Here is a 22,987-nt window from a genome sequence, read left to right on the forward strand (position 1 = left end):
GGAGCCGAGAGCTCCGGGGCCGCCTGTGGGTCGAGCCGGCCGCCTCACGCGGTGAGCGGGCTGAGCACCATCGGCCTGACCTTCCCCTCGATCATCGCGCCGAGCCCGCGGACGGCGACCGTGTCGGGGTTGGGCGCCACGTTCACCGGCATGTTCGTGGCCTCGCGGAGCATGAGGTCGAGCCCGGGCATGTGCGCGCTGCCGCCGGCCAGCATGATCCCGCGGTCGGCCAGGTCGGAGACGAGGTCGGGGGCGCAGCGGCGCAGCACGTTCGTGATGGCGTCGAGCACCGCGTTGAGCGGGGTGCGCATCGCGCTGCGCACCACCTCGGTCTCGACCAGGACCGAGCGGGCCAGCCCGCTGGCCACGTCCCGCCCGTAGACCTCGGTGGTGGTGGTGCCGCCGGACTCGGCCGTGCCGAGCACCTTGTGCAGCGGCCGCACCGCCTGGCTCGGCAGCATCAGCGCGTGGTTGCTGCGCAGGTGGTCCACCACCGCCCGGTCGATCGCGTCGCCGCCGACCGGTACGGTCTCCGCGGCCACGATGGAGCCGAGCGAGAGCACCGCGACCTGGGTCGTCCCCGCCCCGCACACCACGATCATCGTGGCCTCGGGGTGCTCCACGGGCAGCCCGCAGCCGACCGCCGCGGAGATCAGCGTGTCCACCATCTCCACCCGGCGCGCGCCGAGCCCGTACATCGTCTCGACGGCGGCGCGGCGGGCGATCGGGGCGCTGCCGTGCGGCATGCACACCGCCGCGCGCATCACGGGGGTGCCGCGCAGCCGCAGCCAGCGCCGGCCGAGCTTGTCGCCGAGGACGTGCCGCAGCATCCGCTGGGCCATCTCGATGTCGACGACCGCGCCGCCGGCCACCGGGCGGGCCACCCGGATGTGGTCGGGGGTGCGGCCGGACATCGTCTCCGCCTGCCTGCCGACGGCGATCAGCGCCCCGGTGCGGATGTCCACCGCGGCGACGCTGGGCTCGTCGACCACGAGGCCGCTGCCGCGCAGGTGGACCCGGGTGCGGGCGGCGCCGATGTCCACCGCGATGGTGCAGCGCCGCAGTTGGTCGAGGCTGGGGGACAGCACGTTGGGGTTCACAGCGCGCTCCCGTACGGCAGCTTCCGCGGGTGGTAGGTGGCCAGCGCCCAGATCACGAACGTGTCGATCGCGATCATGATGATCGCCCAGATCGGCTGGTAGGGCAGGAACATGAAGTTCGCGATCAGGTTCAGGCCGGCGATGAAGATGCCGATGAACCGTGCCCACGCCAGGCCCCGCAGCAGGAAGTAGCCGACCAGCAGGGCGATGACGCCCAGGACCAGGTGAATCCAGCCCCACGCGGTCACGTCGAACTTGTAGACGTAGTCGCCGCGGGTGCGCACGTAGACGGAGTCCTTGGCGATGCCGACGATTCCTTCGAGGATCGCCAGCACGCCGTTGATCATCAGCATCAGCCCGGCGAAGACGGCGCCGCCGGCCGCCCAGGCGCTGCGCGAGTCGTCGCGGGGGTCGCGGCCGCCGGTGGAGCCTGGCGGGTTCGATCCGGGAGGCGGGGTGGCTGCGGTGGATTGGCTCATGGCGGGCTCCCGAGAATGCGTCGGCGTCCACGGCGGGCCCACCCGGCCGAGTATGCGGCCCAACCGCACGAACCGGGCGAAAACCTGCCTTCATGACAAAAGGATTTGCCGGATTGTCGGTCTTGGCGAGAGATGTTGCGCCGAACGGGCAGCGGCCGTACGGGCAAACGCCCCCGTACGGCGCAACGCGGCGCGGTACGGGGGCGCGAGGGAAATCGGCGCGGAGACGGATACGGATACGGGCGCCGAGACAGGCGGGGAGACGGCAGGGGAGACGGGCGGGGGAAACGATCCGCCGGGCTACTCCGCGTCCTCCAGGCGGAAGCCCACCTTCAGGCCGACCTGGTAGTGGTCGATCTCGCCGTCGACGATGTGCCCGCGCACCTGGGTGATCTCGAACCAGTCCAGACCGCGCAGAGTGCGCGAGGCGCGCCGGACGCCGTTGCGGACGGCGGCGTCGACGCCCTCGGTCGAGGTGCCGACGATCTCCGTGACGCGGTACGTGTGGTCAGCCATGACGATGTCCCTTTCGTGTGGGGGAGCGGCTCCGCTCAGTGGTGGAACGCGGTGGCCACCGACTCGGGGCGGTTCAACGGGTGCGCCTGGCGGCGCAGTTCGGGCAGCAGCGAGGCCACGTCGTCCATCAGCAGGTCGGCCAGGTCCTCGGAGAAGCCGTTGCGGCACACCACCCGCAGCACCGCCAGGTCCTGCCGGTTCGCCGGGTAGGTGTACGCGGGCACCAGCCAGCCGCGTTCGCGCAGCCGCCGCGAGACGTCGAACACGTCGTACGCCGTCACCTCCGGCGTGGTGGTGACCGCGAACACCGGGAGCTGGTCGCCCCTGGTGATGAGCCGGAAGTCGTCCAGCGACTCGAAGCGCTTCGCGACGGTGGTGGCCACGTCCCGGCTGGACTGCTGCACCGCGCGGTAGCCGTCGTGGCCCAGCCGCAGGAAGGAGTAGTACTGCGCGACCACTTGGGCGCCCGGGCGGGAGAAGTTCAGCGCGAAGGTGGGCATGTCGCCGCCGAGGTAGTTCACCCGGAAGACCAGCTCCTCCGGCAGCGCCTCGGTGTCGCGCCACAGCGCCCAGCCGACGCCGGGGTAGACCAGCCCGTACTTGTGGCCGGAGGTGTTGATCGAGGCGACCCGCGGCAGCCGGAAGTCCCACTCCAGGTCCGGGTCGAGGAACGGCGCGATCATGCCGCCGGAGGCGCCGTCCACGTGGACCGGGATGTGGGTGCCGGTGCGCTGCTCGTAGTCGTCCAGGGCCGCGCAGATCTCGGCGACCGGTTCGTACGACCCGTCGAAGGTGGAGCCGAGGATCGCCACCACGCCGATGGTGTTCTCGTCGCACAGCGCCAGCGCGGCCTCGGCGTCCAGGTGCAGCCGGTCGCCGCTCATCGGAGCGAGCCGCGGTTCGACCTCCCAGAAGGTGCAGAACTTCTCCCAGCACACCTGGACGTTGGCACCCATCACCAGGTTCGGCCGGGCGGTGGCCGGGTAGCCCGGGGTGCGCTTGGACCAGCGGCGCTTGAGCGCCATCCCGGCGAGCATGCAGGCTTCGGAGGAACCGGTGGTCGAGCAGCCGACGACCGAGCCGGGGTCGGGGGCGTTCCACAGGTCGGCGAGCATCGACACGCAGCGCCGCTCCAGCTCGGCCGTGCGCGGGTACTCGTCCTTGTCGATCATGTTCTTGTCGACGCACTCGGCCATCAGCACGTTGGCCTGCGGCTCCATCCACGTGGTCACGAACGTGGCGAGGTTGAGCCGGGAGTTGCCGTCGAGCATCAGCTCGTCGTGCACGAGCTGGTACGCCGCGGTGGGCGTCATCGGACCGTCCGGCAGGCGGTGCTTGGGCGGGGCGGTCTGCATGGCGCCGATCGGATCGGCGGCGCCGAGGTAGAACGGATTGACGGAGACCTCGTGGGGGGAGCCCGAACCTTTGTGCAACGACATGCGGGGGACCTTCCCGGCAGCGGAGCGGTGACCGGTCGGGCCGTCCGGCCCGTACGGTCCTACCGCCGTACGCGCACGACGTTACGGGCTATCCGCGCGGCCCGCAGGCCCTACGACTCCCGTGGAAGCAGGGCTTCCTGGGTGAAGCGGTGCAGGGCGCGGGCGAACGCCTCGGCCTCGGCGGGCGGCCAGTGCGCGAGGTAGGCGTCGAACCGCTCGGCCAGACGGGCGCGCATCCGGGCCACGACGCGCTCGCCCTCGGCGGTCAGGACGAGCAGGCTGGCGCGGCGGTCGGAGGGGTCGGGTTCGCGCCGGAGCAGGCCCGCGCCTTGGAGCCGGTCGGCGTGCCGGCTGACCACGGAGCGGTCCAGACCGATGGCGTGGCCCAGGCGGGCGGCGCTGCGGGGGCCGCCCCTGGCGAGGCCGCTCAGCACGGGGTAGGTGGCCTCGTCCAGGGCCGGGCCCAGGCCCGCGGTGAGTTCGCCGTAGACCACGGCGCGCGATTCCCGGCGGACGATGTCCCCGAAGTCCTCGGCGATCTGCTCTCCGGCGGTGGATTCGGTCATCCCCTCAGCTTAGCCCGTGCATCCCGCACGTACCTCCTGCGGAGTGGCCGCCCCTGACCCCCCGGGTGCCCCTCTCCTTCCCGCCCCGGGACCCTCCCTCTCAACAGGATGCGGTGTCCTTACGGCTCCCCGCCGTGGGGGTGCCGTTTCGTCCCCGGGTGCCGCCCGGTGGCCGGTTGCTCGCGCAGTTCCCCGCGCCCCTTCGGTTTCCCGCCGTGGGGGTGCCGGTTCGTCCCCGGGTGCCGCCCGGTGCCCGGTTGCTCGCGCAGTTCCCCGCGCCCCTGTTGGGGTTGCTCGTCGTTGTTGGGTGCGGGTTGCCCCGTTCCCGGGGTGGCTGGGTGCTGCGGAGGAGCCGCACCCACCCAGGGGCGCGGGGAACTGCGCGACAAGCCCACCACCGGCGGGCGGGCAAGTACGCACCGCAGGGGGCACCCACCCAGGGGCGCGGGGAACTGCGCGCTCAGCCAGAGCCGGCGGTCAGGCGAGGGCGAGGCAGCCACCCCGCAGGGGCACCCACTTAGGGGTGGTTAGAACCCGAGGGTGCGGAGGGTGGCCGCGTTGGATTGGGTTACCCCCCACAGCATGCGCTGGCGTTCGTGGACGTCGGCGACAGCCGCATCGTGGTTGAGGAGGAGCGCGGTCGCGCGGTCGGTGAGGTGCGCGGAGAGGTCGCGGTCGTGGACGGACACACCCCACTCGGGGCGTTCGATGTCCGCGAGGAAATACGCCATCTTGGGGTGGGAGATGAGACTGATGACGGGGGTGCCGCAGCCGAACGGGACCATCCCGGCGTGTCCGCGCATGCCGATCACCAGCTTGGTACGGGCATAGGTCGCGCGGATCTGGTCGTTGTCGAAGTCGTACATGGGTACGACGGGCATCGTGACGCCGTGCTCGCGCCGCAGGTCGTACGCGATCCGCTCGTCCTCGACCGTGTGGGCGACGCAGCGTACTTCGGCGTGGGCGCCCAATGTCCGTATGGAGGTGGCGAGTTCGGCGAGGAAGTGGCCGTAGTCGTGGCCGAAGCGCAGCCCCGCGCGGTCGTACGCGGCGTTGAGCAGGATGGTCTCGTCACGTCGCTCGGGGTCGGTCCAGCCGGGGACCAGGTGGCGGGTGACCGTGGTGGGGCAGGGCTGGAAGCGCACCTTGTCGTGGAGTTCGGGCGGCAGCAGGCGGCGCACCTGCGCGATGGAGCCGTGGTTGCGCAGGCCGAAGAAGACCGCCCGCTCGGCGAGCCGGCGCAGCGCCGTGCGGAACCGGTCGTGCCGGTAGGACTGGCCGTCGAAGACGTTGAAGCCGACCGCGTAGACCGCGATGGGCACCTCGATCCGCTCCAGCAGGTCGTCGGGGACGTTCCACTGCCAGGCGCTGTTGCCGTTGGGCATGGTGTCGGGCAGGAACAGCCCGCCGCCGCCGATCACCAGCCCGCGCCGGGAGTTGACCCGTTCCAGCGCGGCCTCGTCGAAGAGCCGGTGGGCGTGGACGGAGTGCCAGCGGCGCGGGCCCGCGTCGGGGCCGAACGCGAGCCGTACGGCCTCGGGCAGCACCTTGTCGCCCGCGTTGCCCTGCTGCGGCATGTAGAACGCGACATGCGCCAACTGCTCGCGCCGGTCGACGGGTTCGGGCGCGTCGGACTGCCCGGCGGGGCCGTCGCCGGCGGCGGTCCGCAGCAGCATCTGCCGGCACGGCCGGTGGGTCGGGTCCGCGTCGAGCCCGGCGAGCGCCAACTCCCGTGCGGCGTCGTCGTCTCCGCGCACCCAGGCGATCTGGGCCAGCCGGGCGAAGGCGGGCGGCGCCCAGTTGGGGGAGGCGGTGGCCAGCCGCAGGTGCGCCCGCGCCTCGTCGTCGCGGGAGACGCTCATCAGCGCCTGGCCGTAGACCTCGTGCGGCCACGCGTCGTCCGCCGGGATGCGCACCGAACCGAGCAGGTCCACCGCGTCCTGGTACTCGCCCGCGGCGATGTGCGAGGCCGCGACCCGGCGGGCGCAGCCGACGTCGCCGGTCCTGGCGGTGTGCGGGGTGCCGAAGTGCACGAGCAGGTCATGGTGCGCGGCGCCCGGCAGCGCCATGAACTCCGCCCGGAAACCGGCTTCCGCCTCGTCCGCGTCCTCGGTTGCCCCGAACTCCCTTGATACTGCGCCGGGTTCACCCGGGTCCTGGTCCACCGTCGTGAACACCCCGTCGATGTCCAGCGGCACGAACTCCCCGTCCAGCGCTGCCGCCAGCACCCCCGCCGCGGCCCGCCCGCGCGGGTGGCCGCCGTCGAGCGCCACCGCGTCCAGCCGGGCGCAGAACGCGTCCGTCAGGTGCTCTCGCTGGAGCACCAGCACATCCGTGCCCGGCCCGTCCTCGCCCGCCCGGTACGGTGCCGCCGCCAGGCCGCGGCGCAGCGTGAGCAGCCGGCCGAGCGGGCCGCACGCCACCCGCGCGGTGTCCAACACGATCACGGTGTCGTGGTCGCGGACCCGGAACGCCTCCAGCACGCCGTACTCGCCCGGCTCGGCCGTGCCGCCCGCGGCCTTCGCGTACGACGCGAGACGGGCCGCCGACTCGGGCTGCACGCAACGGAGTTGGGCGCGCGGGTGCAGGGCCGCGATGCGGGCGGCGGCGCCCTCGGGCAGCCCGTCGTGCAGGACGAGGAAGTCCTCGCACACGGTCTGGTTGGTCAGCGCGAGGCTGCGCAGCAGCGCCAGCAGGCCGGGCAGCCGGTCGGCGTCCACCCACGCGGCGAAGGCGATCCGCCGCTTGCCGGTGAGCGCGGCGGCGGAGGGGGCGGGCGCGGGGGCCTCGGGTGCGGCGGCTGAACGGGCTTCGGGCCCCGCGGGTCCTTCGGGTCCTGCCGGTTCGCGGTCGTGGGGGGTGGTGCTCATCGCAGCGAGATCACCGGGCCTGCGACGTTTCTGGCGCGTTCCATGACCCATGCTTTCTGGCTGGAGTTCGCCTCGGCGGAGGCGACCGGGACCGGTATCGCGTCCGGCAGGCGGTAGGGGGACGTCTGGTGGAAGTCGAAGCCGATCAGGTCGAGGCGCGGGCTGACGTCGAGGAAGTCGATCAGCCACATCGCCTCGAACGAGCAGGTCGGCGGGTGCGGCCAGGTGTCCGCGCCGAGCCGGCCGATGCCCCTTACGGGGGCGCGCAGCGACTCGTCGCCGGTGTGGCGCTGCGCGCCGGGCACCAGGCGGGCGCGGATGTCGGTGCGCCAGGCCGCCGCGTTGTCGCCGAGGACCAGCCGGGTGGTGACCGGGCGGTCCCAGTTGAAGACCTTCCGGTGCCCGGTGACATGGATGTCGGTGCGGGTGCCGGTCGCGGCCGGCTCGATCACGTAGGAGGTGAAGCGGAGCACCAGGTCGTAGGAGTCGATCAGCTCGCCCAGCGAACCGTCCCTGACGGTGCCGGAGTTGGCGACCAGGCAGATCGAGCGGCCGCTGATCCGGTTGCGGAGGCCGCCGAGGTCGAGCCAGCCGGTGCCGCCGTAGGTCGGGTCGGGAATCGGGGCGCGCAGGCGGTGCCGGCGCTGGTCCGCGTACAGGGCGATCACCCGGGGGAGGGTGGCCGAGTGCGCCTGCACGGCGGCGAGTTGTTCGTCGATGTGGCGCAACGCGGCGGCTTCCAGGGCCGGTACGTTTCCGGCCGTGCTGTCGGCGCCCGGGAGGAGGGCGGCGAGCGCGCGTTGTTCGGGGAGCGCCGCGCGCAGTGCCGCGGCGCGGGTACGGGCGTGGACGTCGTGGCCGGCGAGTTCCACGCAGCGGTCGTACGCCGTGAGGGCGGCCGCCGAGTCGCCCACCGCTTCGAGGGCGCGGGCCCGCAGGCGCCAGGCCGGGCGGGATTCCTCACGCAGCGGCAGGACCGTTTCCGTGATGGTCAGGGCGAGGCGGTGGCCCTCCTCGCCGGCCGCCACCGCGGCTTCGCCCGCCGCCACGAGGGCGTCGAGCAGGTCGTCCGTCACCGCGGGGGACACCGGGGTGTCCGGGCCCAGCTCGTCGGGTGACGGCAGGTGGATCAGGTGCTTCGCCAGCTCCGGGTGGGGGCTGCCGCCTCGTACCGCGGTCAGCGTGCCGCACATCCGCGCGCACGCCCGCAGGCACTCCACCACGGTGACCGGGGCCCACGGAACTCCCGAGGCCGCGGATTCCGCTTTCTCCGGCGCCGGTTCCGGCTTCCCCTTCGCCGCCACGGCCCCTCCCTGCGGCCCCAGGGCGCCCTTATGACGTGGCTTGAACCAATGCCCGCGGGTCGTCGTCACCATGTGGACGTTAGGGCGCCCCCATGAACCCCCGGTGAACCCCTCCTTACGTCCCCCCATCCCCGCCGCACGGGTGCCGTTTCGTCCCCGGGTGCCCCCGGTGCCCGGTTGCTCGCTCCGTTCTCCGCGCCCCTGGGTGGGTGCCCCTTGCGGTGCGTGTTTGTCGGTCGGTCCGTCTGTGATGGGGCGCGCAGTTCCCCGCGCCCCTGTTGGGGTTGCTCGTCGTTGTTGGGTGCGGGTTGCTCCGTTCCCGGGGTGGCCGGGTGCTGCGGAGGAGCCGCACATATCCAGGGGCGCGGGGAACTGCGCGACAAGCCCACCACCGGCGGGCGGGCAAGTACGCACCGCAGGGGGCACCCACCCAGGGGCGCGGGGAACTGCGCGACAAGCCCACCACCGGCGGGCGGGCAAGCACGCACCGCAGGGGGCACCCACCCAGGGGCGCGGGGAACTGCGCCCCTCAGGGTTTCGCCCGGGAGGTACCCCCATCCGCCCACCCACCGAGGGGTGGTCCCGGGACGGGGAGGGGAGGGGCACCCCGGGGGGTCAGGGGCGGCCACCCCGCAGGGGCCCGCCCTACTCCAGCCGTGGCTGCTGCGCCGGGGCCGGGCAGATGCGGTTGCCGTCGCGGTCGAAGACGTAGAGGTGCGCGAGGTCGACCAGGAGAGGCACCCGGTCCCCGCGGCGTACGCGGATGTCAGGGCCGGTGCGGACCACGAGATCGCCGGTCTGGGTCTCCGGAGACCCCGCGGGCCGGTCGATCACGGCAGCCGGCGCTTGGCTGGGCCGGGGCGGTACCCCGTCCCCCGCACCGTCGCGCGCCGGTATCGACGCCTGGATGCGCCTGGCCGCCTTCTGCGCCAGCTTGCCGATGCCGCCACCCCCGCCGCCGGAACCGTTCGCGGCGCGGCGGCTGCCGGTCCTGGGCGCGGGTGCGGGCCGGGGCGCCTCCAGCTCGGGCACCACCGCGGGCCGCGACCCCGTGTTGAGGTGCACCAGCGACTCATGGCCCTGGTACTCCACATGCTCGACGATCCCGCTGATCACGACCTCGCCGGAGTGCGCCTGGCTGGGCTGGGCGATCCGTACCGCCTCCGAGCGCAGGCCGACGATGATCGGCCGGCCCTGCTGGATGCGCAGCATCTGGTGGTCGTAGCTGAGCGGCTCGGGCAGGCCCAGTCGCTGGCGGCCGAAGTCGATCCACATCCCTCCGCTGAGTGGAGCGATCACGGTCGCCTGGAGCAGGTTGATCCTGGGGGTGCCGACGAACGCGGCCACGAACACGTTCTCCGGCAGGTGATACGCGTCACGGGGGCTGCTGAGCTGCTGGAGCACCCCGCTGCGCATGATCGCCACCCGGTCGCCGAGCGACATCGCCTCGGCCTGGTCGTGGGTGACGTAGACCGTGGTGACGCCCATGCCGTGGGTGAGGCGGGCGATCTCGGCGCGCAGGTGCGCGCGCAGCTTCGCGTCGAGGTTCGACAGCGGCTCGTCCATCAGGAAGACCGAGGGGTGCCGGGAGATCGCCCGGCCCATCGCGACGCGCTGGCGCTCACCGCCGGACAGCTGCCCGGGGTAGCGGTCCAGGATCTCCTCGATCCCGAGGATGCGGGCGGTCTCGTCCACCCGGGGCCCGGGCTCCTCGCCGGGCATCTCGAAGCGCAGCGGGAAGCCGATGTTCTCCCGGCTGGTCATGCTCGGGTAGAGAGCGAAGTTCTGGAAGACCATGGCCATCTTCCGGTCGCCCGGAGCCAGGTCGTTGGAGTACTCGCCGTCGAGCAGCAGCTCGCCGGTGGTGATGTCCTCCAGGCCGGCGATCATCCGCAGGACGGTCGATTTTCCGCAGCCCGAGGGGCCGAGCAGCACCAGGAACTCACCAGGTGCGATGTCCAGCGAGAACCGGTCCACGGCCGGCGACGGCTGCTTCGGGTAGTACTTGGAAACTTCGTGCAGAGTGATGGCGCGAGTCATAACGGGAGCCGCCAGGTAGTTCGGGCACGGTGACGGGGCACGTGGGGGGAGGTTTTGCTCACAGGCGCCACACAGGTGCCGGTTGGGTGTGACGTGTGTGGCCTGCGTGACTTGCCAGACTTGCGAAGATGCGTGGTTGACGCTGCGCAGACGGTAGTGCACTACTCGTAGGTTGCGGAACGCTTGTATCAACACTGGATTGATACTTTTGACTCGTGACGAACCTCGCGCTCGGCCCGAGCTGGCTCGACCCGAACCATCTGATCAACACCTACGGCCTGTGGGGCGTGCTGTTGGTCGTGTTCGCCGAGTCCGGACTGCTGATCGGCTTCTTCCTGCCCGGTGACTCCCTGCTGTTCACCACCGGGCTGCTCGTCGCGTCCGGCACCCTGCACCAGCCGCTGGCCGTGGTCGCGGCGCTGATCGCGGTGGCGGCGGTGGTGGGGGAGCAGACCGGGTACTGGTTCGGCCGCAAGGTCGGCCCCTCGCTCTTCTCCCGGCCGGAGTCCCGGCTGTTCAAGATGGAGAACATCGAGAAGGCGCACGCCTTCTTCGAGCGGCACGGGCCGAAGGCGATCGTGATGGCCTGCTTCGTGCCCATCGTGCGGACCTTCACCCCGATCGTGGCCGGCGTCAGCCGGATGAACTACCGCACCTTCGCGACTTTCAACATCATCGGCGGGACGCTGTGGGGCGCCGGCGTCACCCTGCTGGGGTACTGGCTCGGACAGATCGCGTTCGTCCGCGACAACATCGAGGCGATTCTCGTCCTCGTGGTGCTCGTCTCCGTGGTCCCGGTCGCCATCGAGTTCCTGCGCTCGCGCAAGAAGTCCGCCGCGGGTGAGGGTGCCGGTACGGGCACGGGCACGGGTGCCGGCCTGGAGACCGGCGACGGGGCCGCGCCGGCCGCCGACCTGGGTGCCGAGTCGATCGCCGCCACCGCCTCCCGCGGTGGGCGGCACCGCGCGACGAAGCGCTGACGCCTTGGGCGAGGAGCAGCGGGGCCCGTCCGGCGGGTCACCGGAAGGGCCGGGAGAACCGGGACAGCCGGGACAGCCGGAAGGGCCGGGACAGTCGGAAGGGCCGAAAGGGCCGGAAGGCCCTGAGACCGACCCCGGCCCCGTCGATCTCGGGGCCGCGCTGACGCCCGCCGACGGCATACCCGTGATCACGCTGCCGCCCGAAGGCGGACTGTGGCAGGACCGGATGCGGGCGATGCTGCGGCTGCCGTCGACCGAGCGGCCCGCACCGCCCGCGGACCGGCCGGGGGCGGCGGGCACGGCGAGCGGCGGTTCGGTGCCGCGCGTGCTCGACCTCACCCTGCGGATCGGGGAGCTGCTGCTGGCCGGCGGCGAGGGCGCCGAGGACGTCGAGGCGGCGATGTTCGGGGTGGCCTTCGCGTACGGGCTGGCCCGGGTGGAGCCGACCGTGACCTTCACGCTGCTGGGCATCTCGTACCAGCCGTCGCTGACCGAGACGCCGCACACGATGAGCCGTACGGTGCGCCGGCGGGGCACGGACTACACCCGGCTGGCGGCCGTCTTCCACCTCGTCGACGGGATCACCGCGCACGAGGTGACGCTGGAGGAGGCGTACCGCAGCCTCGCCGACATCCGCCGCAACCGGCACCCGTACAGCTCGTGGGTGCTCACCGGCGCGGCCGGGCTGCTGGCGGGGGCGGCGAGCGTGCTGGTCGGCGGCGGTCCGCTGATCTTCGTACTGGCCGCGCTCGCCGCGATGCTCGGCGACCGGCTGGCGTGGCTGCTGGCCGCGCGGGGGCTGCCGGAGTTCTACCAGTTCGCGGTCGCCGCGATGCCCGCCGCCGCGATGGGCGTGCTGGTCGGGCAGTACGGCCACTGGATACCGGGCGCGACCAACGTGCAGTCCTCGGCGGTGATCACCGGTGGGCTCTTCGCGCTGCTGCCCGGGCGGGCGCTGGTCGCCGCCGTCCAGGACGGCCTCACCGGGTTCTACATCACCGCCTCCGCCCGGCTGCTCGAAGTGGTCTACCTCATCGTCGGCATCGTGATCGGGGTCACCCTCGTCCTCTACGCGGGGGTCCACTCCGGGGCGCGGCTCAACCCGGACCAGGCGCTGCGGGCGTACGACCGGCCGTGGGTGCAGCTGCCCGCCGCGATGGTGCTCACGCTGGCGTTCGCGGTCCTGCTCCAGTGCGAGCGGAAGGTGCTGCTGGTCGCCACGCTCAACGGGGGCGTCGCCTGGACCGTCTTCGGGGTGCTCCATCAGCGGGCGGGCGGCAACCAGGTCGCCGCGACCGCCGCGGCCGCGGGGTTGGTCGGGCTCTTCGGGCAGCTCATGGCCCGCTACCGCTTCGTCTCCGTCCTTCCTTACGTCACCGCCGCCATCGGGCCGCTCCTGCCCGGTTCCGCGACCTACTTCGGGCTGCTCGCGCTCACCCAGCACCACCAGTCCGCCGCGCTCAGCCAGCTCACGAAGGCGGCCGCGCTCGCGCTCGCCCTCGCGATCGGGGTCAATCTCGGCAACGAGGTCGCCCGGCTCGCGCTCCGTGCGCCCGGGGCTTCCGCTCCCCGCCGCGCCGCGAAACGTACCCGCGGGTTCTGAGGGTGCCCCTGCCCCTCCGGGGTGGTGCGTTCTCTCGGTTCGGGGCCACCTGTCGGTGGTGGGTCGGCCGCGCCCCCGCGTAGGTGCGGCTCCTTCCGCACGGACGGGAACCGTGGCGGCGGGTTGCCGTACGCTCGGTGAACGTGGCGTTCAGTAAGGGTGGAGGGCGGCCGGATGGACGTGGAGGAGCTGGGGCACCCGGGGCGGACCGGCCGGCCTCGCAGCGAGAAGCGCAAAGCGGCGATCCTGGCGGCGGCGGGCGACCTGATGATGGAAGGCGGGCTGAAGGCGGCGACGATGGAGGCCATCGCCGCGCGCGCGGGTGTCGGCAAGGCGACGGTGTACAAGTGGTGGCCGTCGCGCGGCGCGGTGGCCCTGGAGGGCTTCATGCTCCGCGCGGCGGATTCGTGGACGCTTCCCGAGGGAGCCCCGGCCGCGGAGGCGCTGCGGGTCATCGCGGTGGCCGCGGTGCGGCTGTTCACGCGGAGCCCGGCGGGCCCGCTGATGCGCGCGCTCGCCGCGGACGCGCAGTCCGACCCGGAGATCGCGCAGGCGCTGCGCGAGCAGTGGCTGTCCCCGCGCCGCGCGGTGACGGCCGAGGTCCTGCGGGAGGGCATGCGTACGGGGGAGTTGCGGGCGGACCTCGACATCCCGGCGACGCTCGACCTGATCTTCGCGCCGGTGTACTTCCGGCTGCTGTTCGACCATGAGCCGCTGGACGAGGAGTTCGCGGAGCGGACCGTGCGGCAGGTGTTCGCGGGGATCGCCGCCGGCGGGAGGGAATAGCCGGCTCCGGATCGCCGTTGCCTCAAACTGAACGAAGCGTTCAGTAATAACCGAGCACCGGAGAGCCCCCGTATGACGACCAGCGGCCCGTCCCCGTCTGCCGCCCATGCCGCCCACGCCGCCGACGCAGCCCTGACCGAGTCCGAACCCGAACCGGTGCCCATAGCCGGGGCCACCGCCGAGCCGGGGCGGGCGCTGCGCTGGGTGATCATCACCCTCGCCTTCGCGTGCGGCGCCAGCGTCGCGAACCTCTACTACGCGCAACCCCTGCTCGGCCTGCTCAGCAACTCCTTCGACGTGAGCAAGGGCACCGCCACCGTCGTGGTGACCGCCACCCAGATCGGTTACGCGCTCGGCCTGGCCCTGCTGATTCCGCTCGGCGACCTCCTGGAGAACCGGCGGCTGGCCTCCCGCACGCTGCTGATCACCGCGGTCGCGCTGGCGGTGGCCGCGTTCGCCCCGGACTTCTGGGTCTTCCTCGCGGTGTCGGTGCTGATCGGCGTCACCTCCGTGGTGGCGCAGATCCTGATCCCGCTCGCCGCGCACCTCGCGCCGGCCGAATCGCGCGGGCGGCTGGTCGGGCAGGTGATGAGCGGGCTGTTGCTGGGCATCATGCTGGCCCGTTCCGTCGCCAGCTTCGCCGCCGCCGCGTGGGGTTGGCGCAGCATCTACGCCATCTCCGCCGTCGTCATGCTGCTCACCTCGCTGGCGCTGCTGAAGGTGCTGCCGGTCCGCAAGCCCGACCACTCCGCCCGCTACGGCACCCTGCTCGCCTCGGTGGCCGGCCTCGCGCGCAGCGAACCGGTGCTGGTGCGGCGGGCGTTGACGCAGGCGTGCATGTTCGGCGCGTTCACCGCGTACTGGACGGCGGTGGCGTACGAACTCGCCGACCGGCATCACATGTCGCAGAACGGCATCGCGGTCTTCGCGCTGGTCGGCGCGGCCGGGGCGGCCTCCGCACCGGTCGCCGGGCGGCTCGGCGACGCCGGGCGCGGGGTGCCCGGCCGGGCCGTGGCGATCCTGCTCGGCCTGGTGGCCATGGTCGTGGCGGGGTTCGGTGTCGACAACCTCGTGCTGCTCGCGATCGGCGGCGTGCTGCTGGACTTCGCCGTCCAGGGCCACCAAGTGCTCAGTCAGCGCGACATCTACGCCCTGCGGCCCGACGCCCGCGCCCGCGTCAACTCCGTCTACATGACCACCGTCTTCCTCGGTGGTGCCGCCGCGTCCGCCGCGACCGGCGCGGTCCACTCCGCGTGGGGCTGGACCGGCGTCACCGTGATGGGCGCCGCCCTGACGGTGGTGGCGTTCCTGCTGTGGTCGGTCGAGCGGTTCCGCCCGGCGGCGGCTCGGAGCAGGGTGAACTCCCTCTAGAACACGGCCGGTTGGAGAGCGGCGGGGGCTGGACGCCGGAGGGGCCGTGTGCCCGCTGTCGCGGACGCACGGCCCCGGGTGGTGCTGACGCGCGGTCGCGGAATCGCGGCGCGGGCGTGCGGTTCGTCAGTTCTGGTACTGGAGCAGGACCGGTCGGGGCGCCTGCTCGCCGCCCGCGCCACCGCCGGCGATCACCGTGCCGGTGCGCGGGTCCGCGGCGATCGCGCGGACGTCGATCGGCGACGGGTCGGAGACCGCGGGCAGCGGCGACTTCGTCCACACGCCGTTGTCCAGGCGCAGGACGGTCTCGGCGACGCTGAGCCAGACGGTTCCCCCGGAGTACGCGGCCCCGCTGGTGTAGTCGGAGACCGCGGGGAGGGAGACGCCGGTGTTCTCCTTGTGCCAGGTCGTGCCGTCCCAGCGCAGGTAGCCGTTGGCCGTCGTGAAGTCGAAGACGTACACCTCGTTTGAGGACACCGTCACCGCGGACTGCTCGCTGTTCTTCGACGTCCAGGTCGACGGCAGCGTGGACTGGACCCACTTGGTGCCGTTCCAGTGGTAGGCGAGCGGGCCGAAGGGCGACGTGTTCGACGAACCCATGAGCCACAGGTCCTTGCCCGAGGTGCCCGTCACGATATCCGGGCTCGACACCGTGTCGGGCAGGGCGACGGTGTTCCACGAGGTGCCGTCGAAGTGGTGCGCGTAGTGGTAGCTGAAGTCCCACATGTCGTTCGCGGCGAATGCCTGGAAACGCATGGAGGGATAGGTGTCACCGGTGAGGGTGTGCTGCCACGTGGTGCCGTTCCAGTGCCACCGCCCCGGAGCGGTGTCGGCGCTCAGGGACTCCTGGTCGTAGATGTAGAAATCCGAACAGGAGATGCCGCCGAGGGAGGCGATGTAGTCGCTGTTGTGCATCTGCGGAATTCCGGGCTTGGGCACGACCTCCCAGCCCGTGCCGTTCCAGCAGCGGATGTCCTGCCCCGGGTCGGTGGCCAGCACATCGCCCGACACCGTCGACACGACGTCGTGGAAGGCGTGCATCTTGGCCGGCGTGGTGCCGACGTTCACTTCCTGCCAGCTGCCCGTCGCGGTCGCGGTCGAGGTCGCGGTCGTGGTCGTGGTCGCGTTCGGGTCGGTGGCCGCGGCCGTGGCCGGCTGACCGCCGTGGGCCTCGTCTGCCTGTGCTGAGGGCAGCAGGGCCGCAAGGCCCACGAGCAGTCCTGCCGCGGCGACGGCCGCACGACCGATATGGCTTCTTCGCAAAGCAGTCTTCTTTCATCCGGAATGAGATGATCCGCATCCGAAGGGAAGTGTTTCCATCTGCGATCGACCGCTACGCCTGCGGTCCGGCGTTCACTCGACCCGTGAAGTGGGATCGCGTGAAAGAGGCGCGAGAGCGCACGTTGGACCGATGCGAGGGCGCGTCGCCGAGCGGAATGGCTGATTCCGTGGCGGGCCGGCGCAGGCCAAGCGTGATCGACGAAAAAATGTTCCCCGTGTGATTGGCTTCCGATCCTGCTTGGCTGTGAATTGCTTGTCAAATCACCAGTGGCCAGGGGGGATTCGCGCGCTCCTGGCACAAGGCGTGCCCGTAATGGCGAACAAATGCCGACATGGCGAAATCCCTCTACCATGGGGGCGTTGGCGAAGTGCCGAGGGCAGGGGGATGCCATGCTGGATCATGCGGGCCGGGTCGAGAAGACGTTCAAGGCCGTGGACGTCGGTGACGGTGGGGACGGGCGCTGGGCGGCGCGGGTGCGGGAGGTCGCGAAGGAGAGCGACCCGGCCAAGTGGCTGGCGGACGAGGGCCGGACGCCGGAGGGAGCGGTGCGGGCGAAGGAGCTGTTCGCACGGCACATGCCCGAACTCCTGCCGGTGCTGGAGCGGTTGGCCGCGCAGGTGCCGGAGATGGCCGCCGGCGAGACGCTGTTGACGCACGCGGCGGCGAAACCGTTCTGGAGCGGCTGCACGCAGACCGCCCGCCCCGGACGGCTGCTGCGCAACTACGACTTCCCGCCCGAGGCGTGCGAAGGCAGCATCGTCCGCTCGCACTTCCTGCGCCCGGTGATCGGGATGCAGGATGGCGCGTGGGGGCTGCTCGACGGGATGAACGACGCGGGCCTCGCCGTCTCCCTCACCTTCGGCGGCCGCTTCGTGCACGGTCCTGGCCTGTCCATCCTGATCGCGCTGCGCTACGTACTGGAGACGTGCACCACGGTGGACGAGGCCGTCGAGTGCCTGCGCGGCCTGCCCATCTGCATCCCGCAGAACGTCACGCTCACGGACCCGGACCGCGCCGTCACCGTCCAGGTCGGCCCGGACATCCCGCTCACCGTCGACCCCGACCCGGTGGCGTGCGCCGCCAACCACCAACTCGCCGCGCCCGTCTCGCCCGAGCAGGAGGCCGGCAGCCGCACGCTCGCCCGGGTCGCGGCGATCCGCGCCGCCGGTCCTGACACCCCCGTCGCCACGATGCTGCGCCCGCCGCTGCACCGGCGGGAGTACGACGAGGGGTTCGGCACCCTCTACACCGCGGACTATCGCCCCACCGACGGGGAAGTCGGCTATCACTGGCCCGACACCGAACCCTGGACGCAGTCCTTCGCCGCCTTCCACGAGGGCGCCCGCACGATCGAGCTCGCTCCGGCGCCTGCCCTTCCCGAGCCCGCGGCCACCCCTGCCTCGTCGGCCGACTAGGGCCTTTCGAAAGCGGGTTCGGGGAGATTCGGGGCACGCGAGGGGGAGGAATGGTGCCTCGAATGTGGAGGGAGATGGTGGGTGGTGGATCGGGCGGAAGTGGGATGGCTGGTCGCCGCCGTGGTGGTCGTGGGAGTGGTCACGGCCGTGATCGCGGTGCGGACGCTGCTCAAACTGGTGCGGGCGCGACGGATGTTGAAAGCGACCGGGATGCCGCTGTCGACCAAGGCCATGTTCTGGGGCTCGATCGCGTATCTGATCTGGCCGGTGGATCTGCTGCCCGATCCGATCTACGTGGACGACATCGGTTTCCTGATGCTGGCCCTGCGTTCGGTGCACGCGGCGGCCACGCGGCTATCCGCGGAGCGGGCCGTCACCGGCGGCCGGGAAATCCGTACCAATCGGCATAAACGCGGTCGCTAAAGGGGCGGTTGGCCCCGTGTATAGTGGCCAGCTGTTGTCAGTATTCAAGTGAATGCGGCGACTTCGGGGGAGGCAATGGGGGCCGATTTCGATGCGCGCGCATTCGAAACGGGGTAGTACATCATGCGTGTTCGGGTTCATCCCAGTCTTCCGGTCATTGCCGCGATACTCGTCGGCGGCGCGCTGCTCACCGCGTGCAACGACGACTCCAGCTCGTCCGACGACGCGGGCTCCACGCCCTCGACCTCGGCCGCCGCGCCGACCACCACCAGCGCCGCGCCCACCACGAGCGCGTCCGCGACGACCGACGGCGGGAACGGCGGGTCGTCCGGCAGCCCGGTCACGGTGAACAAGTCGTTCACCGACGACGTGATGGGCGAGAAGGCGACCGTGCTCAAGTACGTGAGCGGGTACCAGCCGTCGGCCGCGTCCAAGAGCAAGTACTCGGCCCTCGCGGACGAGAAGGTCGTCCTGGTCAACGTGAAGGTGACCGCCAGCAGCAAGTACTACGACACCTTCGGCGCCGACTCCTTCTACCTCACGGGTATGTCCAACGGGATCGACCAGGCGAGCACCACGATCCTCGACGACGAGATCAAGGCCGCCGGCTACCCGCCGCTGCCCGACGCCGAGACCGGCAAGACCACCACCGGCTGGGTCGTGTTCACTCCGACCAAGGACACGACGAAGCTGGTGCTGCGCTACAAGCGGCTCGCCGCGAAGGCATCGAACGGCACGAACATCACCGCGAAGAACTTCGACATTCCGCTCAACTGATCGACGTAAGTTCCCGACGGCCCGCCGGAATTACCCGGCGGGCCGTTTTGGCGTACCACCCGAGCGCAATTGCGAACGGCCGGATCAAGCCTTCGTCTTGGGGTCGTGCCGGGTGAAGACACAGCCGGAGTTGACCTCCAGCACGATGCTCTCCGCGCTCTGGACCCCGAGCCCCACGGTCCATTCGGACTTCGGCAGGCCGGCGGTCGTGCGCTTGTCCGGGGCGTCGGAGTAGTTCACCGTGTAGCCCTGCTTGGTGAAGTACGCGTTGGCGGCCCGCATCACGGCCTTCGCCTTCGCCTGGGGCACCGCGAGCGCCAGCCCGTAGACGTACCGGAAGCGGTGCTGGCCGGGCGTCTCGGTGGCGCACTGGGTCCAACGGTCGCTGTAGGCGGTGGTTCCGGGAGTGCCGACGGTGGGGTGGAGGGCGTCGAGGGTCTGCTGGAGGAGCGTGCGGGCCTTCTTCTCGACGGCGTCGGGTTGGACATCGCCCGAGTGCGCCGCGCCGCAGGCACTGGTGAGGGTGAGGAGCAGGGCGGCGGCCGGCATCGCGGCCATGCTGCTCGCGCGTGTGGTTCTGATCATCGCTCCTGCTGCTAGAGGAAGTCGGTCACGGCGTGGACGAGGTTCTTTCCACTGTCCACGAGGGAGTCACCGCTGTCCTTGAGGTCGTCGAGTGTCCCGCCCGGATCGCCGGAGACGAGGTCGGTGACCGAGCCTATGAGGTCGTTCTGGGCCTGGCCGATCTCATGGAGGGCGTCTCCGGTGTCTTCCAGCGGCCGTCCCCAGTACCCTCCGATCGCATGGCCGGCGTTCTGCAGTCCGGCGCCGGTCAGTTGCTGGAACCCCACGACGGGATCGACCACGACATCGGCGAAGTTGGGCAGCGGACCGGACTTGTCCTCGGTCGGCATCGAGCTGACCTTGTCGGTCTGCCCGGTCACGATGTCGGTCATGTTGTCCAGTGAAGGCCCCGCGTCCCAGTACTCGCTGTGCGCGTGCTTCACCCCGCTTCCGGAGCCGGAGTCGAAGGTCTTCCCTCCGAACTCCGTGGACGTCGGGTCGTTGCCGAACCGGTCGCTGTGGTCGTCGAACCAGTGCAGCGGGTCGAGTGGCAGGCCGATCGCTGGGACGGGATCGAACTTCTTCTTGCTCGCCCAGACGTGGTCGGACCCGATGCCGAGCTGTGACGCCTTTCCGGCCGTGACGCCCGGCGAGCCGACGAGGACGACATCGTCGGGCCGCATGCCGAAGTGGGCGCAAGCGTCGCCCACGAGGGTGGTGCCGTAGCTGTGCCCGACCACCGTGAGGTGACCGGGGCCGGAGTGATCGGCCTGCAACGACCGGACGAACGCGGTCAGTTTCGGGGCGCCGTTGTCGGCGAAGCTCTGCGACGCCGGGCCGGGGACGCTCCACCCCGGCGCGTCATAGCCGAGCCAGTAGACGGAGGCGGTCGAGCCGGGCTTCTGGGTGTTGGCGGAGTTGAACAGGGTCAACGAGCGGTCCATGTCGCCACTGCTGCCGTGCGCGCCGGTTCCGGGGACGTACACGGCCGTGTTCGCCGCCTTGTCCGGGTTGCCGAACGACAGCGCCACGTGGCCCTTCCCTTTGGTGTCGAACCCGAGGAGGAACGTCGTGGGGTGCAGCGGGTCGTTGATGTACGCCGACAGGTCCTTCAACTGCTGCGGGCAGTCCGTCGCCTTCAGGCACTCCGCCAGCCGTAAGCGGTTGAGCTTGTCCGCCTCGACCGCCGGCAGACCCTGGAAGGCGGTGATGTCGTCGGGGGACGCGTCGGCGTACGCCTTGAGGAAGGCGGGGTCGTTCAGGTTCTCGCTCAGATCGCTCTTCACCAGGGCGAGGCCGGCCGCGTCGTGGTCCTTCGTCGCCTGCTGGAAGAGGTAGGCGTCGGCCGCCGCGACGGAGATCGGTTCCGGGACCTGGACGTGGTCGCCCCCTGCGCCGATGTGCACGGCGAGCGCGTGTCGCCGGCGCAGGTCGGCAAGTTGGTCGCGGGTCCAGGAGGCGATGGCGCTGAGCTTGCGCAGGTTCTCGGTGTCGAGCCCGTACTTGGCGAACTGGCCGCTGAGCGAGGCGCAGTGGGTGGACAGCGCCTGTGCGCCGGTGTCCATCTGCTGGATGGCTTGGGCGAGTACCGCGACGTCCACGGCTGCGATCTTGGTCATCTTCCCCCCGGGACATGGTGTTGGGGCCAGGGCCGCGGCGATGCGTCACCAGTCGTGCTGGTGGTCCATCCGCATCTGCCGGGCCTGGCTCTCCGTGACCTTCAGCGGCTCGGCTCGCAGCGCGTCGGCGACGACGTCCCGCAGTCCGTTGGTCAGGGTGTGGACGGAGTTCCTGCGACCCGTGATCTCGGCCTGGAACTTCGTCGCCGCGTCCGTCCCGATCCACGCCTTGCCGCTGCCGAAGTCGGCGGCGGGCTGGTCGAGTACGGGCCGCATGGCGTCCAGGGTCGCGTCCATGGTGGACAGCAACGTCTGGAGCCAGGCGCGCCGCGGGTTGTCGACCATCTGTCCGGACATCTCGAACGGCCCCCGTGTTTCGCGTCAGATGGCCAAGAAGGTAGGGACACCCGACGCCCGGAGCAATGGCGGCACCGCGTTGTGAAGCTCACATCGCACGAGGCGCCGGAGAGTGCATGTGCCCGACGGGCGGGGCGGATGGGGGCAGAGGTGATCGAAGTTCAGCACTTTGTGAGCGATTACTGACATTCCGTGAACATGAGTGGGTGTCAGACCCTACGATCGGTTTCAGGTGAGCCTTTGTCCGGGCAAAGGGGCTTATTTGCCTATGCCCGCAGGCAATGTGGCGAGCCGTCAGAGATCGACTCGGAGGAAGAAGGCCAGGTCGGAGACTCGACTGCCGTGCGCGGGCGGGCTCTTGACATGGCTTTCCGACAACTGGAAGGGAATGGAACCCCCATGAACGACAGCGACAGCAACGCGGCTGGTGCGCAGGGGCCTTCGGCACGGCGGATCTACGCGAAGGAACTGGCGAAGCTGCGGGAGCGTGCGGGTCTGACGTTGGTGCAGCTCGGCGAGCAGACCAGGTACGAGCAGTCGTACCTGCACCGGCTGGAGAACGGCGAGCGGCTGGGCTCGTCGGACGTCCCCAAGGTGCTCGACAGGTTCTACGGCACCGGTGACCTGCTCGCCGACCTGTGGAAGCTCGCCAAGCGGGAGAAGAAGCAGGGCCGGTACGAGGGCTTCATGGACGTCGAGGCCGAGGCCAGGAACATGCAGCAGTTCGTGGCCGGCCTGATCCCCGGGCTGTTGCAGACCGAGCGGTACGCCGCGTCGCTGCTGAGTTCCGACCTGTCGGCTTCCCTGGCGGAGGTGAACCGGCGGGTGCAGGAGCGGATGGCCCGGCAGGCCCGGCTGTTCGGGAAGACGAACCTGCTCGACTACCGCGGGCTGATCCACGAGTCGGCGCTCCGCAGCGGGCTCAAGGACCACGACGCGTGGACCGAGCAGCTCGAACGGCTCATCGAGGCAGCCGGGCTGCGGCATGTCTCGCTGCACGTCGTGCCGTTCAGCGCCGGTCCGCACTTCATGTTCGGCGGCTCGCTGAGCATGCTGTGGCTGCCCAGCGGGCGCAACATCGCCTACGTGGAGGGCAGTCTCAGCGGCGACGTCATCGAGGACGCGGAGGAGGCGGAGCAACTGCGGTTGACCTACGATCAGTTCAGGGACCTCGCGATGACTCCTGAGGGGTCCCTGGACCTGCTTCGCACCGTACTGGAGGAGCACACGTCATGTTCATCGCTGCCAAGGACCTGAGCGGCGCCGCCTGGCGCAAGTCGTCGTACAGCAACGGCAACGGGGGCGACTGCGTCGAGGTCGCCGACGGCTTCACCGGCGTGGTGCCGGTCCGCGACTCGAAGGACCCGCACGGACCCGCGCTGGCGTTCTCCGCGGACGCGTGGGCGTCCTTCGTGGGCGCGGTGCGCGCCGACGAGTTCCCCACCGTCTGAACCGCCGAACCGGTTCGTCCCCCGTGGCGCAAGCGGACCACCGCG

21 protein-coding genes and 1 pseudogene are annotated in these 22,987 nt (G+C 71.1%); 9 read left to right on the top strand and 13 right to left on the bottom strand.

What is annotated here, in order from left to right; translation table 11 throughout:
- Positions 1-44: 44 nt before the first annotated feature.
- The 8 genes from AB0399_RS25075 to AB0399_RS25110 form a co-directional block, all read right to left on the bottom strand.
- The gene (locus AB0399_RS25075) at positions 45-1,085 is read right to left on the bottom strand and encodes a rod shape-determining protein (protein ID WP_329374204.1); all 1,041 of its coding nucleotides are present in this window, start codon (positions 1,083-1,085) and stop codon (positions 45-47) included.
- Between the two features lie 11 nt (positions 1,086-1,096).
- The gene (locus tag AB0399_RS25080) at positions 1,097-1,579 is read right to left on the bottom strand and encodes a hypothetical protein (RefSeq protein ID WP_329368082.1); all 483 of its coding nucleotides are present in this window, start codon (positions 1,577-1,579) and stop codon (positions 1,097-1,099) included.
- 300 nt (positions 1,580-1,879) lie between these two features.
- On the bottom strand, positions 1,880-2,095 hold the full coding sequence (locus AB0399_RS25085) for a dodecin (protein ID WP_328465346.1): 216 nt from the start codon (positions 2,093-2,095) through the stop codon (positions 1,880-1,882).
- A gap of 35 nt (positions 2,096-2,130) precedes the next feature.
- Positions 2,131-3,534 carry a glutamate decarboxylase gene (locus AB0399_RS25090; protein WP_329368086.1) on the bottom strand — a complete coding sequence of 468 codons (1,404 nt, stop codon included), beginning with the start codon at positions 3,532-3,534 and terminating at the stop codon, positions 2,131-2,133.
- Between the two features lie 110 nt (positions 3,535-3,644).
- Positions 3,645-4,100, bottom strand: coding sequence for a MarR family winged helix-turn-helix transcriptional regulator (locus AB0399_RS25095; protein ID WP_328465342.1), 456 nt, complete (start codon positions 4,098-4,100; stop codon positions 3,645-3,647).
- A gap of 527 nt (positions 4,101-4,627) precedes the next feature.
- Positions 4,628-6,970 (bottom strand): polysaccharide pyruvyl transferase family protein, encoded by a 2,343-nt coding sequence (locus tag AB0399_RS25100; RefSeq protein ID WP_366412872.1) that lies wholly within the window; start codon positions 6,968-6,970, stop codon positions 4,628-4,630.
- Complete coding sequence (locus AB0399_RS25105) at positions 6,967-8,274, bottom strand: hypothetical protein (protein ID WP_366412873.1); 1,308 nt, start codon at positions 8,272-8,274, stop codon at positions 6,967-6,969. The genes AB0399_RS25100 and AB0399_RS25105 overlap by 4 nt, the downstream gene beginning before the upstream one ends.
- Positions 8,275-8,919: 645 nt before the next feature.
- Positions 8,920-10,314, bottom strand: a complete 1,395-nt coding sequence (locus AB0399_RS25110) for an ABC transporter ATP-binding protein (RefSeq protein WP_329368090.1) — start codon at positions 10,312-10,314, stop codon at positions 8,920-8,922.
- A gap of 215 nt (positions 10,315-10,529) precedes the next feature.
- Between AB0399_RS25110 and AB0399_RS25115 the strand changes: the two genes are divergently transcribed.
- The 4 genes and pseudogenes from AB0399_RS25115 (at position 10,530) to AB0399_RS25130 (ending at position 15,054) form a co-directional block, all read left to right on the top strand.
- Positions 10,530-11,294 carry a VTT domain-containing protein gene (locus AB0399_RS25115; RefSeq protein ID WP_329368092.1) on the top strand — a complete coding sequence of 255 codons (765 nt, stop codon included), beginning with the start codon at positions 10,530-10,532 and terminating at the stop codon, positions 11,292-11,294.
- A gap of 157 nt (positions 11,295-11,451) precedes the next feature.
- A pseudogene (locus tag AB0399_RS25120) lies at positions 11,452-12,897 on the top strand (threonine/serine exporter family protein); the annotation flags it as partial.
- 174 nt (positions 12,898-13,071) lie between these two features.
- Complete coding sequence (locus tag AB0399_RS25125) at positions 13,072-13,683, top strand: TetR/AcrR family transcriptional regulator (protein WP_329368094.1); 612 nt, start codon at positions 13,072-13,074, stop codon at positions 13,681-13,683.
- 72 nt (positions 13,684-13,755) lie between these two features.
- Positions 13,756-15,054 carry an MFS transporter gene (locus tag AB0399_RS25130; protein ID WP_366412874.1) on the top strand — a complete coding sequence of 433 codons (1,299 nt, stop codon included), beginning with the start codon at positions 13,756-13,758 and terminating at the stop codon, positions 15,052-15,054.
- Between the two features lie 126 nt (positions 15,055-15,180).
- Here AB0399_RS25130 and AB0399_RS25135 read toward each other — a convergent pair whose 3' ends face one another.
- On the bottom strand, positions 15,181-16,317 hold the full coding sequence (locus AB0399_RS25135) for a hypothetical protein (protein WP_366412875.1): 1,137 nt from the start codon (positions 16,315-16,317) through the stop codon (positions 15,181-15,183).
- 408 nt (positions 16,318-16,725) lie between these two features.
- Here AB0399_RS25135 and AB0399_RS25140 point away from each other — a divergent pair, with 408 nt between their 5' ends.
- Together AB0399_RS25140 and AB0399_RS25145 are read left to right on the top strand one after the other, a co-directional pair.
- A complete protein-coding gene (locus AB0399_RS25140) occupies positions 16,726-17,751 on the top strand; it encodes a C45 family peptidase (protein WP_366412876.1) in 1,026 nt (341 codons plus the stop codon).
- Positions 17,752-17,832: 81 nt separating this feature from the next.
- Complete coding sequence (locus AB0399_RS25145) at positions 17,833-18,174, top strand: YkvA family protein (protein ID WP_328465322.1); 342 nt, start codon at positions 17,833-17,835, stop codon at positions 18,172-18,174.
- Positions 18,175-18,311: 137 nt separating this feature from the next.
- On the opposite strand, the gene AB0399_RS25150 is transcribed toward AB0399_RS25145, so the two are convergent.
- On the bottom strand, positions 18,312-18,536 hold the full coding sequence (locus AB0399_RS25150) for a hypothetical protein (RefSeq protein ID WP_366412877.1): 225 nt from the start codon (positions 18,534-18,536) through the stop codon (positions 18,312-18,314).
- Between AB0399_RS25150 and AB0399_RS25155 the strand changes: the two genes are divergently transcribed.
- Positions 18,520-18,951, top strand: coding sequence for a hypothetical protein (locus tag AB0399_RS25155; protein WP_329368105.1), 432 nt, complete (start codon positions 18,520-18,522; stop codon positions 18,949-18,951). The genes AB0399_RS25150 and AB0399_RS25155 overlap by 17 nt on opposite strands.
- Before the next feature lie 84 nt (positions 18,952-19,035).
- Here the strand turns inward: AB0399_RS25155 and AB0399_RS25160 are convergent, their stop codons facing one another.
- The 3 genes from AB0399_RS25160 to AB0399_RS25170 are packed head-to-tail and all read right to left on the bottom strand — an operon-like array spanning position 19,036 to position 21,491.
- Positions 19,036-19,536: a hypothetical protein gene (locus tag AB0399_RS25160; protein WP_366412878.1), complete on the bottom strand. Its 501-nt coding sequence runs from the start codon at positions 19,534-19,536 to the stop codon at positions 19,036-19,038.
- Positions 19,537-19,547: 11 nt separating this feature from the next.
- On the bottom strand, positions 19,548-21,134 hold the full coding sequence (locus tag AB0399_RS25165; RefSeq protein ID WP_366412879.1) for an alpha/beta hydrolase: 1,587 nt from the start codon (positions 21,132-21,134) through the stop codon (positions 19,548-19,550).
- 45 nt (positions 21,135-21,179) lie between these two features.
- Positions 21,180-21,491, bottom strand: a complete 312-nt coding sequence (locus AB0399_RS25170; RefSeq protein ID WP_366412880.1) for a hypothetical protein — start codon at positions 21,489-21,491, stop codon at positions 21,180-21,182.
- Between the two features lie 399 nt (positions 21,492-21,890).
- On the opposite strand from AB0399_RS25170, the gene AB0399_RS25175 reads away from it, so the two are divergent.
- Entirely contained in the window at positions 21,891-22,748 is an 858-nt protein-coding gene (locus AB0399_RS25175; RefSeq protein WP_366412881.1) for a helix-turn-helix transcriptional regulator, read from the top strand.
- Complete coding sequence (locus AB0399_RS25180) at positions 22,724-22,942, top strand: DUF397 domain-containing protein (protein ID WP_366412882.1); 219 nt, start codon at positions 22,724-22,726, stop codon at positions 22,940-22,942. Before AB0399_RS25175 ends, AB0399_RS25180 begins: the two co-directional genes overlap by 25 nt.
- Positions 22,943-22,987 lie beyond the last annotated feature (45 nt).

The organism is Streptomyces sp. NPDC088194, from assembly GCF_040702025.1.
Classification (GTDB): Bacteria; Actinomycetota; Actinomycetes; order Streptomycetales; family Streptomycetaceae; genus Actinacidiphila.

Coding starts and splice junctions, on each gene's coding strand:
- AB0399_RS25100 (WP_366412872.1), bottom strand. CDS start 6,970: ATGAGCACCACCCCCCACGACCGCGAACCGGCAGGACCCGAAGGACCC.
- AB0399_RS25175 (WP_366412881.1), top strand. CDS start 21,891: ATGAACGACAGCGACAGCAACGCGGCTGGTGCGCAGGGGCCTTCGGCA.
- AB0399_RS25165 (WP_366412879.1), bottom strand. CDS start 21,134: ATGACCAAGATCGCAGCCGTGGACGTCGCGGTACTCGCCCAAGCCATC.
- AB0399_RS25180 (WP_366412882.1), top strand. CDS start 22,724: ATGTTCATCGCTGCCAAGGACCTGAGCGGCGCCGCCTGGCGCAAGTCG.
- AB0399_RS25080 (WP_329368082.1), bottom strand. CDS start 1,579: ATGAGCCAATCCACCGCAGCCACCCCGCCTCCCGGATCGAACCCGCCA.
- AB0399_RS25130 (WP_366412874.1), top strand. CDS start 13,756: ATGACGACCAGCGGCCCGTCCCCGTCTGCCGCCCATGCCGCCCACGCC.
- AB0399_RS25085 (WP_328465346.1), bottom strand. CDS start 2,095: ATGGCTGACCACACGTACCGCGTCACGGAGATCGTCGGCACCTCGACC.
- AB0399_RS25090 (WP_329368086.1), bottom strand. CDS start 3,534: ATGTCGTTGCACAAAGGTTCGGGCTCCCCCCACGAGGTCTCCGTCAAT.
- AB0399_RS25170 (WP_366412880.1), bottom strand. CDS start 21,491: ATGTCCGGACAGATGGTCGACAACCCGCGGCGCGCCTGGCTCCAGACG.
- AB0399_RS25125 (WP_329368094.1), top strand. CDS start 13,072: ATGGACGTGGAGGAGCTGGGGCACCCGGGGCGGACCGGCCGGCCTCGC.
- AB0399_RS25140 (WP_366412876.1), top strand. CDS start 16,726: ATGCTGGATCATGCGGGCCGGGTCGAGAAGACGTTCAAGGCCGTGGAC.
- AB0399_RS25095 (WP_328465342.1), bottom strand. CDS start 4,100: ATGACCGAATCCACCGCCGGAGAGCAGATCGCCGAGGACTTCGGGGAC.
- AB0399_RS25160 (WP_366412878.1), bottom strand. CDS start 19,536: ATGATCAGAACCACACGCGCGAGCAGCATGGCCGCGATGCCGGCCGCC.
- AB0399_RS25110 (WP_329368090.1), bottom strand. CDS start 10,314: ATGACTCGCGCCATCACTCTGCACGAAGTTTCCAAGTACTACCCGAAG.